This window comes from Aquidulcibacter paucihalophilus (assembly GCF_002105465.1).
In the GTDB taxonomy this organism is placed as follows: Bacteria; Pseudomonadota; Alphaproteobacteria; order Caulobacterales; family Aquidulcibacteraceae; genus Aquidulcibacter; species Aquidulcibacter paucihalophilus.
This window is the reverse complement of sequence record NZ_NCSQ01000159.1, coordinates 13,974-28,737: the sequence shown is the minus strand read 5'-3', so window position 1 is coordinate 28,737 and position 14,764 is coordinate 13,974. Positions and strand designations below refer to the sequence as shown.

Below are 14,764 nucleotides of genomic sequence, written 5' to 3'. Positions count from 1 at the left end.
TTCGGCCGTCAAAATCCACCGCGTCTGACCCAAGCGATACCCCACTCGCCCCATGGGTGCTAGGGTTCGCTTGGACACCGAAGTCGATTGCGCACAGGCGAAAGCGGGATTAAGAAGACTCGCATAATGATAACGCCAAAAGTGGCAAACTGCAGGAGACGGGCCAGATGTCGGAAGACCTCATCGGCTATGCGAAACTAACCCAAGACGCCCTTCGCGGCGTCGTGCGCGACGCGATCAAAGTCGCGCTGACAGGCCTGCCTGCAGACCACCATTTCTACATCAGCTTCCGCACCCGGGCGCGCGGTGTGCAAGTCGCACAATATTTGGCGGCAAAATATCCCGACGAGATGACCATTGTGATCCAGCACCAATATGAAGGTCTGGAAGTGCGCGACGATTTCTTTGCCATCACCTTGCATTTTGGTGGGGTGCCGCAACGCATCGTGATTCCGTTTGCAGCCATCACCCGCTTCTATGACCCATCGGTGCGCTTTGCCTTACCGTTTGACGTGGTGGACGATCTCTCGCCCGACGCGGATTTGGATGATGATGTGTTGGAAACCGAAGTCGAAGATACTGTCGTCAAAGCGCCCAGCACGGGCGCTGTCGTCAGCCTCGATGCATTCCGGCGCAAGAAGTGAGCGAAGCGGCCCGCCCAGCCCGCAGCGATGCGGAAGTTCTGGCAAAATTTACCCAAGCCAAATTCCGCCCCGCCTGCTCGGACACTTTGGGCTTAGAAGTCCTCTCGATTGATCAGGCTGCCGGAAAAGTGCGGATCAAAATGGTCGGCCAAGCGGCGTGGTGCAATCCGCGCGGCGCGCTGCAAGGGGGTTTTGTCACGGCGATGCTGGATGAAGCCATGGCGATTGCGGGCATTGTTGCCGGGCAAATGGCCTATGCGGTCCCTACCTTAGAACTCAAAACCACCTTCCTGCGTCCCTGCCTAGCTGGCCCTGTGGAAGCCGAAGGCCGCGTGGTTAAATGGGGCAATAAGGCCGCCTTTTTAGAGGCCGATTTGTTTGATGCCGACGGCAAACTCGTCGCCCGCGCCACCTCAACCGTGGTACCTACCCCTTTACCCGCCCGACACCCACGGGCTGACGGTTAAGCCAAGTTCGCGCGGTAGGGTGCTTTCCATCCTTGGAATGCCCCATAGTCATTTTAAGCTTACGGGGTTGGTCTAGGCCAGCAGGACTGCACCCTACGGCTCAACGTGCATGTCTAAGCCAAATCCAACCGCTTGAAGAGGAGGGCAGCGGTGGCGTTGGTTGCCTCGGTCCAGTCGGCAAGCTTGGACTTCATCAGGCAGGACTCGCTTTTCAAGATCACGCCGTCATCGAGGATTTTCAGGGCATTGGCGGTTAAGGTGGCCCCGGATGTGGTGATGTCGACAATGGCTTCGGCAATGCCTGCAGCCGGCGCACCTTCTGTTGCGCCGGCGCTGTCGACGATGCGGTGATCGGCGACATGATGGTCACGCATGAATTGAGCTGTGAGGCGGGTAAATTTCGTTGCGATGCGGAACCGCCGCCCGGTTTGGCGACGCATATCGGTGGCGACTTCGGCGAGGTCTGCCATGGTCTCGACATCGATCCAGCCATTGGGCACCGCCACCACCACATCGGCGCGGCCAAAGCCAAGGCGCGCTTCGATGCTCAAGCGCGTATCGACATCGCTGGCCGCCTCGCGCACAATGTCTTCACCCGTAATGCCGAGGTGAATATCCCCCGCAAGCAAGGCTTTGCCGATTTCGCTGGCCGAGGCCAAGCGGATTTGGATATCGTCAAACCCATCCAGCGTCGCGCTATAGCCGCGTTCGCCGCCCGTTTGGCGCAGGACGAGGCCTTTTTTGGCAAGCCAAGCTTCGCATTGTTCTTTCAGGCGACCTTTGGAGGGTAGCGCCAAGATGAGGCGTGCCATCTTACCGTCCTCCAAATCGCGCGGGGCGGATCACGCAGCCAACGGCCCGCGCCTGACGTGTGCCAGAGGAAATCTCGCCCACCAAGGTGTCATAGCGCCCACCGGTCGCCACAGGCCGCGCAAAGCTGGGGTCTGCCGCAAAGTCAAAGGCCATGCCATCGTAATAGTCAAAGGCTTCCGGGCTTAAGGCCTCAAAATGGGCATGGGCCAAGGCCTCGGGGGCTTCCTGCTGAATCCGGTCTAGCCGCAAGGTCCAGGCTTGGCGCCAATCCATGAGATCAACGCCCAGCTTCCCCGCCAAAACGACGCATTCATCCAAACTAGCGGCGAGCGAACCTTGGCTATGGAGCTGAATGAGCTTGGTTAAGGTTTCGGCCAATTCGGGCGCAAGGGGTTTGGCAATGGCGCGCTTGGCCCGTGCCGCCAAGCGGTCGGCGACATGGCTTAACTGCCGATTACCGGGCAGCGACAGATTGGCGAGCGTCAGCACCTCTGCGACCGTGCTGCGGGCGCGCTCAGGGTCAAGTTCGGCAATCGTGCGCTCAAGGGCGCTGATTTGGCGGCTTGGTGCGCTGCCACTGGCTTGGGCCAGCACGCGCTTCAGCGCGCTTTGATGGCTGGCCACTTCGCCTAACGCGCTGTTCCACGGATCGGGCAGATCAGCCTTAGCGATGATGTGCGGCAACAAACCGCCATCGCAAAGGCGCACATAAAGATGGTGCTCGCCAGCCGCTTGGCAGGCTTCCCAGGCGGCAAGGAAGACGGTCACATCGGCTTCAATCCGGTCGCCATCGCCGAAGCGTTCCAAGCCGATCTGCACGAATTCGGGGGCGCGGTCTTCGCCGACCTTGGGCGCCCGAAACACCTTACCCTCGCATACCCACGCCACAGGTTCGTTATCGGCGGTGGCATTTTGGACATAGTTCAACGCGGCAGGAATGGTTAAATCGGCGCGCAAGCATAATTCCGCCCCATCTGGCCCTGATGCAAAATAAAGACGTGGGCGCACGTCTTCGCCAGCCAATTCCAGCACCAAAGCCGCAGGCAATAGGGTTGGCAACGCCACCTCTTGCCCGCCCCGAGCCTTTAAGGCAGCCCAAGCGGCCTGCATTTTAGGACCCGTCTCTTGGTTCATGGCTTTAGCATGTCCTGCACGGCTTGGACCAGTTGGGTGCGCGGGACTTCCACTTGGGCGGGACGCTCGCGCCGCCAGGCCTCGTTCGAAACAATCGATTGGGCCAATTGCGCCCCCAGATTGAGGTCCTTTAAGGTCACTTTGCCGGCTTCACGCTCTTGGCTGCCTTCCATCACCACGACGGGGGCTTTACGGCGGTCGGCATATTTCATCTGTGCTTTCATGCCAGAACTGCCGAGATAGACTTCTGCGGCAATGCCGGCGGCGCGCAGCTCACCGGCCATTTGCATATAGCCTGCCATCGCCTCGCTATCGAGGGCGAGGATGACGACCGGGCCTTGGGCCGCTTCTGGCGGACGACCTGAGGCCGACAAGGCCGCAACCAAGCGGGACACGCCCAGAGAGAAGCCGGTTGCGGGTGCCCGTTCGCCCCGGAAGCGCATCACCAAATCATCATAGCGACCACCAGACCCGATAGAGCCAAAGCGAACCTTATTGCCCTTCTCATCCAAGGTTTCGGTCAGAAGTTCGGCTTCAAACACAGGGCCGGTATAATATTCAAGGCCACGCACAATGGCCGGATCAAAGAAGGCGCGATCTTCGAAAACATCAAGCGCGCGCAAGGTCGCATCAATTGCCCCAAGCTCTGCCACACCTTCTGCTCCCAGCGCCGTATCGCCCACCACCGCTTCGAGGGCGGCTAAAGTCTCTAAGCGGGTTGCTTTACGGGTGGAGGTAAAGGCCATGACTTGGCCGATGGCATTGGCCCCAAGCCCTGCGCCCTTGGTGAAATCGCCCGACTCATCCTTGCGGCCTGCGCCCAACAAAAGCTCTACCCCTTCGGGGCCTAAGCGATCGAGCTTATCGACGGCCCGCAGCACGCCCAGACGCGTGGTGGTATCAGCCACGTCGACGCCAATCTTGGCCAAAAGCCCGTCAAGCAGTTTGCGGTTTGAGACATTGACGACATAGAGCCCGCGCGGCACGCCAGCGGCCTCCACAGCGGCTGCTCCCATGGCAATGGCTTCAGCATCGGCTTCGGGCCTTGCAGAGCCGACGCAATCGGCGTCACATTGCCAGAATTCGCGATAGCGACCGGGGCCGGGCTTTTCATTGCGCCAGACAGGCCCTGCGGCACAACGGCGAAACGGCTTGGGTAAACTATCCCAGTTTTGGGCGGCAAAGCGGGCCAAAGGCGCGGTTAAATCATAGCGCAAACTCATCCATTGGCCGTCATCATCCTCCAGCGCGAACACGCCTTCATTGGGACGATCTTGATCTGGCAGGAATTTACCCAGCGCATCGGCATATTCAAAACTGGGGGTCTCTAAGCGCTCATAGCCCCAGGTTTCATAGACGCGCAGGACTTTTTCCACGACGCTGCGCTCTGCCAATAGGGCATCTGCCCGGCGGTCGATAAAGCCGCGCGGCGAGCGAGCGAGCGGACGGCTCGGCGCATTTTGTTTGGTTTCGGTCATCGTGAGGCCCGGTGGGAGAAAAGTTGGAGGCGGTGTTTATCGCGACATGAGGCGGGCGGCAATCAATCTGCCTGATTTCACTGCGCCATCCCAAAATGCACACGGTGTTTTGATACAGGAATCAAGGTGACACTCGGAAAAAGCAGGGTTAGACAAACCCTCTAACGTCTGTTTTCAGCCGCAAGAGCGAGCTCATCAGAGAAAGATTGCGTAATGAGCGAAAAGTCGCGACGCCGCCGGAAAGCCCTTGCATCGGGAACAGGTGTGGCCGTTGCGATTTTTGCGGCACTGGCAGCAACTGGTCTGTCGCTCACCGGCCCGCTCAAGCCCGCCATGCCCGACAAACCCGCAGAAGCCGAAGCGCCGAAAAAGACCGATTGGCGCAACCTTGCCCGTTTGGCGCTGGATGAAGAGAAACTGTCCTTTGCCGAAGTGACCTTTGAGTCTGGGGTTTTGACCATCTCTGGCGATACGCAGGAGGCAGATGATCGCACGCGGGCTTTTGAGGTGGTGAAACAGGCCGTTTTGAAGGATCCAAGCCATGTGGGCGTTGTCCTCGCGCTGGAAAATGCGATTACTTTGGCGGGCCAAGCCCTAGCCGATGCGCCAGATGCCGCCTCTACCATGGGTGCCGCGCCCGATGCGAAAGCCTGCCAAACCGCCTATGACACACTGCTGGAGGGGCGGGTGATCAATTTTGGCTCAGGCAGTGCGGTGCTGGCGGAGGAGTCAAAGCCCTTGCTCGATGCCTTGGCAGCGGTGGCTAAGCGTTGCGAGACCTATCGGGTGGAATTGGGCGGGCATACAGATGCGCGTGGCGATGCCACCGCTAACCAAGCGCTGTCAGAGCGGCGCGCGCAGTCGGTCGCAGATTATCTGGTGTCCAAGTCCGTACCGGCAAGCCTTTTGGGCGTGTCAGGTTATGGCGAAACCCAGCCCAAGGATGCCCGCGGCAATGCCGAGGCCGATGCCAAGAATCGCCGGATTGAGTTCAAAATCGTTGAAGATGTCGCCCAATAGGGCCTTTACCGCAGCGCCGGGTTTAGCGCGTCAGCCCCGGCACCCATTTTACATCCTCTGCCCCATTGGCATTGGCGCGACGGCCCGCCACGAACAATAAGTCGGACAGGCGGTTGAGATAGTGCAGCACTGCATCGGAGACGACTTCGCCTTCGGTCTGCATAAGCGCTGCGACTTGCCGCTCTGCCCGCCGGGTGATGGTGCGGGCGACATGCAGATAGGCCGACAAAGCAGTCCCACCAGGCAGGATGAAGGAATCAAGGGCTGGAATGGCCGCGTTCATCGCATCGATTTCGTTTTCAAGCCGCGTCACTTGATTGGGCAGGATGCGCAAGGCATCCCAGCCCAAGGGCTTACCGCGTTCGGGCGTCGCCAAATCGGCACCCAGATCAAACAAATCATTTTGGATGCGGCCCAAAATCGCGTCGAGTTCCCCATCTGCCGCGCAGTGTAGGCGCGCTACACCAATGGCGGTATTAGCCTCGTCCACGGCACCATAGGCCTCAACCCGGGCATCAAATTTTGGCACAGTCTCGCCTGTCGCAAGGCTGGTGGTGCCCTTATCGCCGGTGCGCGTGTAAATCTTATTCAGCGTGACCATGCTTCATCCTATGTCTCTGTCTAAAGCCTTACTATAGGTCCGAAGCTTTCCTGCCAAAGCACGAAGCTGCTATTTTGCGGGAAGGGCGCGCTGGCCAGCCCAGCTTGAACGGTAAAGATATTCGATCTAAAGTGGTGGTGTAGATTTAAATGAATAGCGGGGGTTGAAGCGGTTGGGGTTTGATATGAAAAGCTTCATCACCTCATTCATAGGCTTCTCATTGGCCACTTTGATATATTATTTGGTGGTGTGTGGTCCGCTCGATGGCCGCCAATTGGCGATCATCCTATCGGGCGGGTTTGTGTTTGCGGTGTTGTTCGAAAGCTTAAGTCTCTTCTTTAGGCGCTTAGTCCTCTGGCTCGGGCGAAACTACGCAAAGCGGCAGAAAGAGGCTTGAGCGTCTGGCTCACTTAGCATCCTCCCCCAAAAGCAAAGACACCTCGAACTTCGGCGCAATCGTGCTAAATCAGCACGCATGACCCATCCTATTCGTTTGATCCTGATTGTGTTGGCTGTGGCTTTTACGGCGCTGATCGGCTGGGCCAGTGTGCGCGGTGACTTTGCGGCAGAGTTTGGGGCCATCACGGCCATGCCGTGGGGTCGGGTATCGCTTTTTGACCTCTATCTCGGCTTTGTGCTCTATGGGCTTGCGGTTTGGGTGATTGAGCGCGACATGAAGACCCGGCTTTTTTGGGCCCTGCCCATTGTCTTCTTAGGCAATGCTTGGTCTCTCATTTGGGTAGCGGTACGCTGGAAACAAATCCTCGCCCGTCTCCAGACGGACCCGAATGACCCTAAGTCTTAACCGCACAAATATCGGGAAGGCCGCGGCCCCTGCCCGCATCATCCAAACCATAGCCGACCAAGAAGCGGTCTGGCAGGTCAAAGCCCAGATAGTCGGGGGCAGGCAGCTCTGCTGCCAAAGGTTTGCGCGCAAGCAAACAGGTTAAAACCTCACGCGCACCCTTAGACGCCAGATAGGATTTGGCAAACAGGATCGTGCGGCCCGTATCATAAACATCATCGACGATCAGCACTTGCCGCCCGGCGATAGGTTTCTGCAAATCCGCCAAGACATTGATGCGGCCCCCACTTTCATGCCCGTCGCCATAGCTTGAAAGCCACAGAAAGTCCGTGCGCGGGGTTTTGCCGTGCCGGGCCAAACCGCGGACCACATCTGCCATGAAAACAAATGCACCCTGCAACAAGCCGACCACTACGGCATCGTCGTCCAACCGGCCAGCAATCTGGCCCGTCAGCTCTTGAATACGGCTGTCGATTTCATGCGCGGAAACCAAAATATCCAAATGTGACGTCACGGGTCCCGCCTCTTTTCTTTCTTAACGTGCCGCCACAGGGGCGTCATGGCCTTCGCCATGGTCAACCATTGGAACAGCGGCGGGCTTGGCCGGGGCTGCAGGCTCTGCCCCCATCAAGCCAGACTTCCCCATGGGCGGCTCTGGTTTAGGCCTTGGGCCCTTACGCGGGGGATCAGCAAAGGTGATGACCGCTTTCAGGCTGCCGCGTACGGGGTTGGAGCGCGAACTGACAAATCGATGCGACTTGCCGGGGCCCAAGCTTTCGATCCCGGGATCCACCATCCAGGACAAACGCTCTAGGCCTTTTGAATCGACCAAGGAGACTTTGAGATAGGGAATGAATTCCGGCGAACGCGAGAGCGATTGAAGCACACCTTTCACTTCAATCTTGGGCCCCTTCTCATCGGCAGATGAAATGATTGTGATGTCGCGTATATCCACACCATAAAGATTGGCTGGCAGACCAACCGCCGCAAAGGCCGTTGCCGATTTGGGCCAAGCCCGCACAATGTCTGACCGATACAGAGCTGCAGCCCACAATATCCCGATCAAGAGACTAAAGCTGATGGCCCACGGAATGGTCGCAGCTAATCGGTGGGTGGTCTTGATTTGGTTCAACGCCTTTTGACGCGCCAATTCATGCGGCTCCAGCTTGCCACGCTTGGCTTTATTGCTGCCAAGCCCCAGTTTTGCCAGCAATCCGGCCTTCTTTACTTCAGCCGCACTGGGGGGTCTTGGTGTGGTTGTTGGATAGCCAATGGCCCCTTCTGGCATGGCCCGCCACGAGTTTCCACATGCCGCACAGCGGACAGTGCGCCCCGATGGCGGAATCGCACCATCAGCGACATTGTACTTCGCAGAACATTGAGGGCATGTGAGTAGCATGAAAGAGACGAATCACCCGGCTAGCGCAACCATAAAAAAGCGCTTATTCGCTGTCAGAGTCTACTCATGAATGAAAAAACTCGCACCCCTGGCTATCGCGAAGGTGGACCCATCGTCCGCTTTAATAAGGTCGGCGTCACCTATGGCTCCGGCACGCAAGCGTTACGCAATGTGTCGTTTGAGCTGGAAAGCGGTGGTTTCTACTTTTTGACGGGGCCATCGGGGGCTGGCAAGTCGACCTTGCTGAAGCTGATGTACTTGGCGCTGCGCCCCAGCCAAGGACGCGCCAATCTGTTTGGTGTGGATGTTGGCAGCGCCAGCCGCGACGATTTACCCATGCTGCGACGCAAGATTGGCGTGGTGTTTCAAGACTTCCGCCTGCTGCCGCATTTGTCCGTCTTTGATAATGTCGCCATGCCGTTTCGGGTACGCGACGTACCTTTGGCCGATTATGCAGAAGATGTGGATGATTTGTTGCGTTGGGTTGGCTTAGGTGGGCGGATTGATGCCTTGCCAGAGACTTTATCGGGTGGGGAACAACAGCGGGTTGCTATCGCGCGCGCTGTGGTGGGCAAGCCTTCCCTTTTGATCGCCGACGAGCCGACGGGCAACGTTGACCCGGATATGGGCGCCCGGATCATTCGTTTGTTCATCGAGCTGCATAAGCTGGGTGCGACCGTGGTGATCGCGACCCATGATCTTGACTTGGTGCGACGTTCGGGGGCCCCTGTTTTGAGACTAGAGGCTGGCGAATTGACCCAAGCACCCAATCTTGAGCAAGCACCAAAGGCCAAGCGATGATTGAACGGCTTAAATCGCTGTGGAGACTGATTAGCCGCGAGTCGGATCGCGCGCTATTGCCCGCGGATTCGCGCCAAGTACGGCCCCTAACCATCGTGGTTTCCATCATGTGCGCTCTGGGATGTTTGGCGGGCCTGGGCGCTTCGGCTGGCTTCCGCGCCGCCAATACGTGGACGAGCGATCTGAAAAGCGCGATGAGCGTGGTGGTTCAAAGTCCTCGCACCGATGAAGACCTTTCGCGGGCTGCCCAAATTGTCGGCCGCATCCAAGGTGTGACGCGCAGCGAAGCCATGAGCCGAGAACGGGCCAAGGAACTCTTGCGAAATTATGGCACCGATATGGGGGCGACGCTGGACGCACTGCCGGTCCCCCGTCTGATCGAAGTGGGGGTAGTTGCGGGCCAAACCAATGTGAAAGCCGATATTGAGAAAGCCCTGAAAACGGCGGGCTTTACCATCGTGGTGGATGACCATAGCCGCTTTACAGGCGAAGTCTTGCGCACATCGACGGTGGTGCGGATTGTGGCCATCATGGCCTTAGTCTCGCTGGTTGTGGCCGCGATTGCCACCATTGCCTTTGCTGCCCGCGCGGCGCTTGAGACACGACGGGAAGCGGTCAATATCCTCCATCTGGTAGGCGCAAAGGATTCCTTTGTCGCGCGCGAGGTTCAAATCCGCTTCTTGCGGCTGGGATTTGTTGCGGGCCTTTTGGGGGCCAATGCAGCCGGCGTGATCGCCTTGATTGGTTCAACCGTCTTTGCTTTTGGGGCATCCGATTTCACCAGCGGCGCGCCCTTGTTGAATTGGACCGATTTGTGGATCTTGCTGGTCGCACCTTTGGTAACTGCCTGCGCGAGCGCGATTGCAGCCGATTTCGCGGCGCGGGCAACTCTGAGGGATTTGGTGTGAGATGGCATGGCTCTGGCGTAAGACACGTGAACGGGGGCTGCACCGCCCATCGGGCACGGTTGTGCGCTCCTCCACCCTCATTTCGCGCCTGATCTTTGTCCTAAGCCTGCTTGGCGGCTTGGCGCTTCTGATCGGCTTTATCCGCTTTGGCGATCATGTCACCTCGCTCAAGACCCCCACCCAGCCGCTGCGTGCCGATGGGGCTGCGGCTTTGACGGGTGGCTCTGACCAGAGGCTGATTGCCGGGGTTAAACTGGTTGAAAGCAAAGCGGTGCCGCGCCTTCTCATCTCAGGGGTCAATCGGATCACCACGGCGCAGGAAGTGCGCGCGGTAGCCGGTGGCGCAGAAGAAACCTATGCTTGCTGTATCGACATGGGTCGTCGGGCGACCGACACGATTGGCAATGCCGAAGAGGCCGCGATCTGGGTGCGTGTCCATGACATCAAAACCCTGGTGGTGATCACAGACGCCTATCATATGCCACGCAGCCTGTTTGAGATGCGCCGCGCTATTCCAGATGTGGTTCTGATCCCCTACCCTGTGCAGACCACGCGTGAATTTGACGGCGACTGGTGGAAGAATGAACGCCCAACACGGGCCTTAGCCTTGGAATATGGCAAATATCTTGTCTCCATCGGGCGCGGGCTTTTAGAAGGCGATACAGAAATTGCGTTGAAACAGATGAGCCTGTTTCACAAAGGACAAACGCCATGACCTTTATCCGGTCGTTTCTCTTGATGCTGTGGTTATGGGGCAGCGTGCTGATCGTCGGCACGTTGGGCGCGCCTTATGTATTTATGTCCCCTCTGGGTGGTGCGCGCGTCATGGAGGTCTGGGCCAAAGTCATGCGCTTTGGCGCGAAATGGATTGCGGGCATTACTTATGAAGTGCGCGGACTAGAGCATTTGCCCGCAGGGCCGATTATGATTGCGGCAAAGCACCAAAGCGTCTTGGATACAATCATCCCGACCCTCTTCACGCATATGCCGGTCTATGTGCTGAAGCAGGAGCTGTTGAACCTGCCGATTTTCGGTTGGTATTGCCGCAAGGCCGGGCTGATTGCCATCGACCGTTCCGGCCATATGAGCGCCCTCAAAGCCATGGTGGCGCAAGCCAAAGAACGGTTTGAACAAGGCCGCCCCTTGATTATCTTCCCCGAAGGCACCCGCCAAATGATTGGGGCTGAGCCTGATTATAAGCCGGGCGTGGCTGCCATTTACATGATGCTGGGCGTGCCTTGCGTGCCCCTGGCGTTGAATACCGGCGTTTCATGGCCTGCGAAGGGCTTTATGCGCTATCCCGGTAAAGTCGTGTTTGAGTTTCTGCCCGTCATCCCGCCCGGACTGAAACGCGGCCCCTTTATGGAATTGCTAGAAAGCCGAATTGAAGAAGCAAGTCAGGCTTTGCTGGACGAGCATCAGAGCAAACACGGTTTAGCCCGCACGTCAAAGCGCGACGATTCCTCGGGCGGTGACTTCAGTATCATGGCCAGCACGCATACGGGGTCACCCAGCGCGAAATCTTCCGCCAAACAGGATGGCGGTTCAGATCGGGTCGATGCGGACCAGGCCGATAGCGATGGTGGCAGCAGCGGCGGAGATGGCGGTGGCGGCGGTGGCGGCGATTAATGACTAAGTCCAAATCCCTCTTCGGCCTAATCCTTCCTTTAGCCACAGGTGCCCTCGTTTTGGCGGGCTATTATGTCTATTGGAGCCAAACCGCCCTAACCCTCAAAGACCGTGTGTCCGCAGCTTTGCCGACCCTGCCGAAAGAGACGATCGCGGTCAAAGGCTTTCCCTATCGGTTTGAAGCAGAAATTACCGATCTGCGCGTCCAGACGCGCTCGGGCTTTGTGTTTGAAGCCTCTCGGTTCGTGGCCGCGGCCTCGCCCTTCAACCTCAATCTCTGGGCACTGGAAGGCGCGCTGGAGCCAAAGCTGAAATTGCCCGGCGGACCCCTACGGCCACTGCGGGCGACTGATCTCAAGGCCAGTCTGCGCTTTAAGGACGGTCAATTGGCGCGGTTTTCCGTGACGTTTCAAGGCTTGCAGGCCGGGACAGCCGATGCCTCGGGCCTTGGGCCTAAGCCGTGGCGAACCGGCGCGGGGGGCATCCATCTGATCGCAGACCCCCAAGATGCCAATCGACTTGCCTTTGCCCTCGACCTTAAAGGCGTGGAGCTGAGCGCTATACCCGAGGGGCCCGCTGCGATTCTGGGCGCTAAAATCGACAAGCTGCGTATCACCGGCCCGATCAGCCAAGGCCAGACTTTATTGCAATCGACCAAAGGGTGGGCAAAGGCGCAGGGTGCGTTCACCATTATGGCGGCGCAAATCAACTGGGGTCCCCTCTCCTTTGATCAGGGCACTGGCCGCTTGCAGGTAACACAAGACGGGCAATGGCAAGGCGAGATTCGCGGTCAAGGCGCGCTCAAGCCCAATGGGATGGCAGTCCCTGCCCTATCGGCTCCGATTGAAATTACCATCGAAGACGGGCAAGCGCGGCTCTTAGGCCTTAGCGCTGCGCGGGTGCCAAGGGCCTATGACTAGCATTGCTGGATTTTCTTGCGCCCAAGGTGCCATAAAGGGCCATGAACATCAGCATTCTCAATTGACTTCGAGCGCTTGCGACTTTAAAGACACCCTCCCTAACGCTCGCCGTCATGGCGGGCGCTTTCGTTTATTCCGCGAACCCCATCCCGATCCCCGGTCTGGTCCGTTCGCCCCTTATCAAGGAACAGCGCGATGTTCGCGGTGATCAAAACTGGCGGCAAGCAATATAAAGTCGCTGCAGGCGACAAGCTTGTGATTGAGAAATTAGAAGGCGAAGCAGGCAGCGCCATCACCTTCAGCGACGTGCTGATGGTTGGTGGTGAAGCAGGCGTCACCGTTGGTGCCCCCCTCGTGGCAGGCGCAACGGTTGCTGCAACTTTGCTGGAAACCCGCAAGGGCGACAAAGTGATGGTCATGAAAAAGACCCGTCGCTCGACCTATCGTCGTCGTAACGGCCACCGCCAATGGGGCAGTGTCGTTCACATCACCGCCGTCAACGCGTAACCAAGCGCACAGGAGACTGACACATGGCACATAAAAAAGCCGGCGGCTCGTCACGCAACGGTCGCGACTCGCACTCCAAGCGTTTGGGCGTCAAGAAGTTCGGCAACGAAATGGTTGTTTCGGGCAACATCCTTGTGCGTCAACGCGGCACCAAATTCTTTGCCGGTGAAAACGTTGGCCTTGGCCGCGACCACACCCTGTTTGCGACCGCCAATGGCCAGGTCGTCTATACCCGCAAGCGCGACGACAAATGTTTTGTATCCGTCATGCCAATTGCGGAAGCAGCAGAATAAGGCGGTCCTGAACCACTCCGGATCGTCTCCCTGAAAAGGGGTGATCCGGTCAAACAGACCATTTCCCGCGCGGGGGGCCGGATCACCGGCCCCCCGTTTGCATGTTGCCCTGATGCAAATAGGTCCTTTGAACCCGTTTAGGGTTCGGGCCAGTCTCCCCCCACCCCGCGCGGGTTTCCTTTTGGAGACTTTGCCATGCGTACACAAATTGACACGAGCCGCCTCACCCTGCGCCCCTTGCAGATGACTGACCTCGATCGTCTGGTATGCCTGGCAAATGATCTGCGCGTATCGGGCAATCTATCCCGCATGCCCCACCCTTACCGTGTGGAGGACGGCGAAGACTGGTTAAGCAAACAGCCTGACATGTGGGCCGGTAAGGAAAACTACGTCTTTGCGATTGAGCACAAGGCTGAGGGCTTTATGGGGGCCATGGGTCTGCACTGGATGGACCGCATGACGCTGGATGGCAGCTCTGCCTGGGAACTCGGCTATTGGCTAGGCTTCCCGTACTGGGGCAAGGGCTATGCCACCGAAGCCGGTAAAGCCCTGATCGCGGCGGCAATCACCGACCTTGATCCTGTCTATTTTGTGGCTGGGTTTGCCACGGCAAACACACAATCTGGTCACGTGCTTGAAAAACTTGGCTTCTACAAGGTCGATGCGATTCTCGAATTGAGTGTGCTCGCAACGGGCAAATCCTCGCCCACACAAGTCATGCGGCGCGATATCGCCGAAGCAGAAAGGAGACCGAGGTCATGACGCCAGCCCTATTGACCCCGCGCCTCTTGCTGCGGCCGTTAGAACATGAGGATAGCCTTGCGCTCGCCGATCTCTTGAACCGGCCCGAAGTGGCGCGCGGTTTGTGCACCATCCCCAAGCCATTCACGCCCCTGCATGCCAGCGCGATGATCTTGATGATCCGGGCTAGTGAGGCCCGCGGCCTTGAATTTGTCTGGGCAGTGGAGAATGGCGAGGGCGATGTTGTCGGCCAGATTGGCCTGCGGCAAACCCGACCTGGCTGCGCCCAATTGGGCTATGCCTTCCTGCCAGAATTCTGGGGCCAAGGCCTCGGGCGCGAGGCGATGGAGGCGGTGCTAGACTGGGTAGCCCGTCAGACAAGCTTTACCACCTTGGAAGCAGAAGCCCATCCCGACAATCCGGCAAGCCTACATCTGCTGGAGAAGCTGGGCTTTGTTCCAAAGGGTGCGGTCCAGCGCTTCAGCTTGGCCCAACAAGACCGCATCCCCTTAATGTCCTTCCACAAGAGCTTGGGTGCCCCGACTCACTTGGCTGTAGCCTGAAGTGAAGAAGGCCCGCTGATCGCTCAGCGGGCCTTTTTTGA

Annotated in this window: 19 protein-coding genes and 1 pseudogene; 14 read left to right on the top strand and 6 right to left on the bottom strand. The window is 58.3% G+C overall.

The window, feature by feature from the left end; all coding sequences use genetic code 11:
- Window positions 1–167: 167 nt before the first annotated feature.
- On the top strand, window positions 168–644 hold the full coding sequence (locus B7364_RS11885; RefSeq protein ID WP_085340255.1) for an SspB family protein: 477 nt from the start codon (window positions 168–170) through the stop codon (window positions 642–644).
- The gene (locus tag B7364_RS11880; RefSeq protein WP_157893668.1) at window positions 641–1,111 is read left to right on the top strand and encodes a PaaI family thioesterase; all 471 of its coding nucleotides are present in this window, start codon (window positions 641–643) and stop codon (window positions 1,109–1,111) included. Before B7364_RS11885 ends, B7364_RS11880 begins: the two co-directional genes overlap by 4 nt.
- Before the next feature lie 113 nt (window positions 1,112–1,224).
- Here B7364_RS11880 and hisG read toward each other — a convergent pair whose 3' ends face one another.
- The 3 genes from hisG to hisS are packed head-to-tail and all read right to left on the bottom strand — an operon-like array spanning window position 1,225 to window position 4,536.
- Window positions 1,225–1,923, bottom strand: a complete 699-nt coding sequence (gene hisG / locus B7364_RS11875; RefSeq protein WP_085340253.1) for an ATP phosphoribosyltransferase — start codon at window positions 1,921–1,923, stop codon at window positions 1,225–1,227.
- A gap of 1 nt (window position 1,924) precedes the next feature.
- Complete coding sequence (locus B7364_RS11870; RefSeq protein ID WP_085340252.1) at window positions 1,925–3,058, bottom strand: ATP phosphoribosyltransferase regulatory subunit; 1,134 nt, start codon at window positions 3,056–3,058, stop codon at window positions 1,925–1,927.
- Window positions 3,055–4,536, bottom strand: coding sequence for a histidine--tRNA ligase (gene hisS, locus B7364_RS11865; protein ID WP_085340251.1), 1,482 nt, complete (start codon window positions 4,534–4,536; stop codon window positions 3,055–3,057). The genes B7364_RS11870 and hisS overlap by 4 nt, the downstream gene beginning before the upstream one ends.
- Window positions 4,537–4,749: 213 nt before the next feature.
- Between hisS and B7364_RS18265 the strand changes: the two genes are divergently transcribed.
- On the top strand, window positions 4,750–5,556 hold the full coding sequence (locus B7364_RS18265) for an OmpA family protein (protein WP_085340250.1): 807 nt from the start codon (window positions 4,750–4,752) through the stop codon (window positions 5,554–5,556).
- Window positions 5,557–5,578: 22 nt separating this feature from the next.
- Here B7364_RS18265 and B7364_RS11855 read toward each other — a convergent pair whose 3' ends face one another.
- Window positions 5,579–6,157 (bottom strand): cob(I)yrinic acid a,c-diamide adenosyltransferase, encoded by a 579-nt coding sequence (locus B7364_RS11855; RefSeq protein WP_085340249.1) that lies wholly within the window; start codon window positions 6,155–6,157, stop codon window positions 5,579–5,581.
- Between the two features lie 184 nt (window positions 6,158–6,341).
- On the opposite strand from B7364_RS11855, the gene B7364_RS11850 reads away from it, so the two are divergent.
- Both B7364_RS11850 and B7364_RS11845 read left to right on the top strand, forming a co-directional pair.
- Window positions 6,342–6,554, top strand: a complete 213-nt coding sequence (locus B7364_RS11850; RefSeq protein ID WP_085340248.1) for a hypothetical protein — start codon at window positions 6,342–6,344, stop codon at window positions 6,552–6,554.
- A gap of 78 nt (window positions 6,555–6,632) precedes the next feature.
- Window positions 6,633–6,962 carry a hypothetical protein gene (locus B7364_RS11845; RefSeq protein ID WP_085340247.1) on the top strand — a complete coding sequence of 110 codons (330 nt, stop codon included), beginning with the start codon at window positions 6,633–6,635 and terminating at the stop codon, window positions 6,960–6,962.
- Here the strand turns inward: B7364_RS11845 and B7364_RS11840 are convergent.
- On the bottom strand, window positions 6,952–7,476 hold the full coding sequence (locus tag B7364_RS11840) for a phosphoribosyltransferase (RefSeq protein WP_085340246.1): 525 nt from the start codon (window positions 7,474–7,476) through the stop codon (window positions 6,952–6,954). The two genes, B7364_RS11845 and B7364_RS11840, sit on opposite strands and share 11 nt — an antisense overlap.
- A 21-nt stretch (window positions 7,477–7,497) precedes the next feature.
- A complete protein-coding gene (locus B7364_RS11835) occupies window positions 7,498–8,361 on the bottom strand; it encodes a zinc-ribbon domain-containing protein (protein ID WP_085340245.1) in 864 nt (287 codons plus the stop codon).
- Between the two features lie 66 nt (window positions 8,362–8,427).
- Here B7364_RS11835 and ftsE point away from each other — a divergent pair, with 66 nt between their 5' ends.
- The 9 genes and pseudogenes from ftsE to B7364_RS11790 all read left to right on the top strand — a co-directional run bounded on the left by ftsE (window position 8,428) and on the right by B7364_RS11790 (window position 14,723).
- Window positions 8,428–9,162: a cell division ATP-binding protein FtsE gene (ftsE, locus tag B7364_RS11830; RefSeq protein ID WP_106407624.1), complete on the top strand. Its 735-nt coding sequence runs from the start codon at window positions 8,428–8,430 to the stop codon at window positions 9,160–9,162.
- The gene (locus B7364_RS11825) at window positions 9,159–10,070 is read left to right on the top strand and encodes a cell division protein FtsX (protein ID WP_085340244.1); all 912 of its coding nucleotides are present in this window, start codon (window positions 9,159–9,161) and stop codon (window positions 10,068–10,070) included. Before ftsE ends, B7364_RS11825 begins: the two co-directional genes overlap by 4 nt.
- A gap of 1 nt (window position 10,071) precedes the next feature.
- Window positions 10,072–10,785 (top strand): YdcF family protein, encoded by a 714-nt coding sequence (locus B7364_RS11820; protein ID WP_085340243.1) that lies wholly within the window; start codon window positions 10,072–10,074, stop codon window positions 10,783–10,785.
- A complete protein-coding gene (locus tag B7364_RS11815; RefSeq protein WP_085340242.1) occupies window positions 10,782–11,699 on the top strand; it encodes a lysophospholipid acyltransferase family protein in 918 nt (305 codons plus the stop codon). The genes B7364_RS11820 and B7364_RS11815 overlap by 4 nt, the downstream gene beginning before the upstream one ends.
- Complete coding sequence (locus tag B7364_RS11810; protein ID WP_085340241.1) at window positions 11,699–12,619, top strand: DUF2125 domain-containing protein; 921 nt, start codon at window positions 11,699–11,701, stop codon at window positions 12,617–12,619. Before B7364_RS11815 ends, B7364_RS11810 begins: the two co-directional genes overlap by 1 nt.
- Before the next feature lie 195 nt (window positions 12,620–12,814).
- A pseudogene (gene rplU / locus B7364_RS11805) lies at window positions 12,815–13,117 on the top strand (50S ribosomal protein L21); the annotation flags it as partial.
- 32 nt (window positions 13,118–13,149) lie between these two features.
- The gene (gene rpmA, locus B7364_RS11800) at window positions 13,150–13,419 is read left to right on the top strand and encodes a 50S ribosomal protein L27 (protein WP_085340239.1); all 270 of its coding nucleotides are present in this window, start codon (window positions 13,150–13,152) and stop codon (window positions 13,417–13,419) included.
- Window positions 13,420–13,614: 195 nt separating this feature from the next.
- Window positions 13,615–14,181: a GNAT family N-acetyltransferase gene (locus tag B7364_RS11795; protein WP_085340238.1), complete on the top strand. Its 567-nt coding sequence runs from the start codon at window positions 13,615–13,617 to the stop codon at window positions 14,179–14,181.
- Window positions 14,178–14,723 (top strand): GNAT family N-acetyltransferase, encoded by a 546-nt coding sequence (locus B7364_RS11790; protein WP_085340237.1) that lies wholly within the window; start codon window positions 14,178–14,180, stop codon window positions 14,721–14,723. The genes B7364_RS11795 and B7364_RS11790 overlap by 4 nt, the downstream gene beginning before the upstream one ends.
- The last annotated feature ends 41 nt before the right edge of the window (window positions 14,724–14,764 follow it).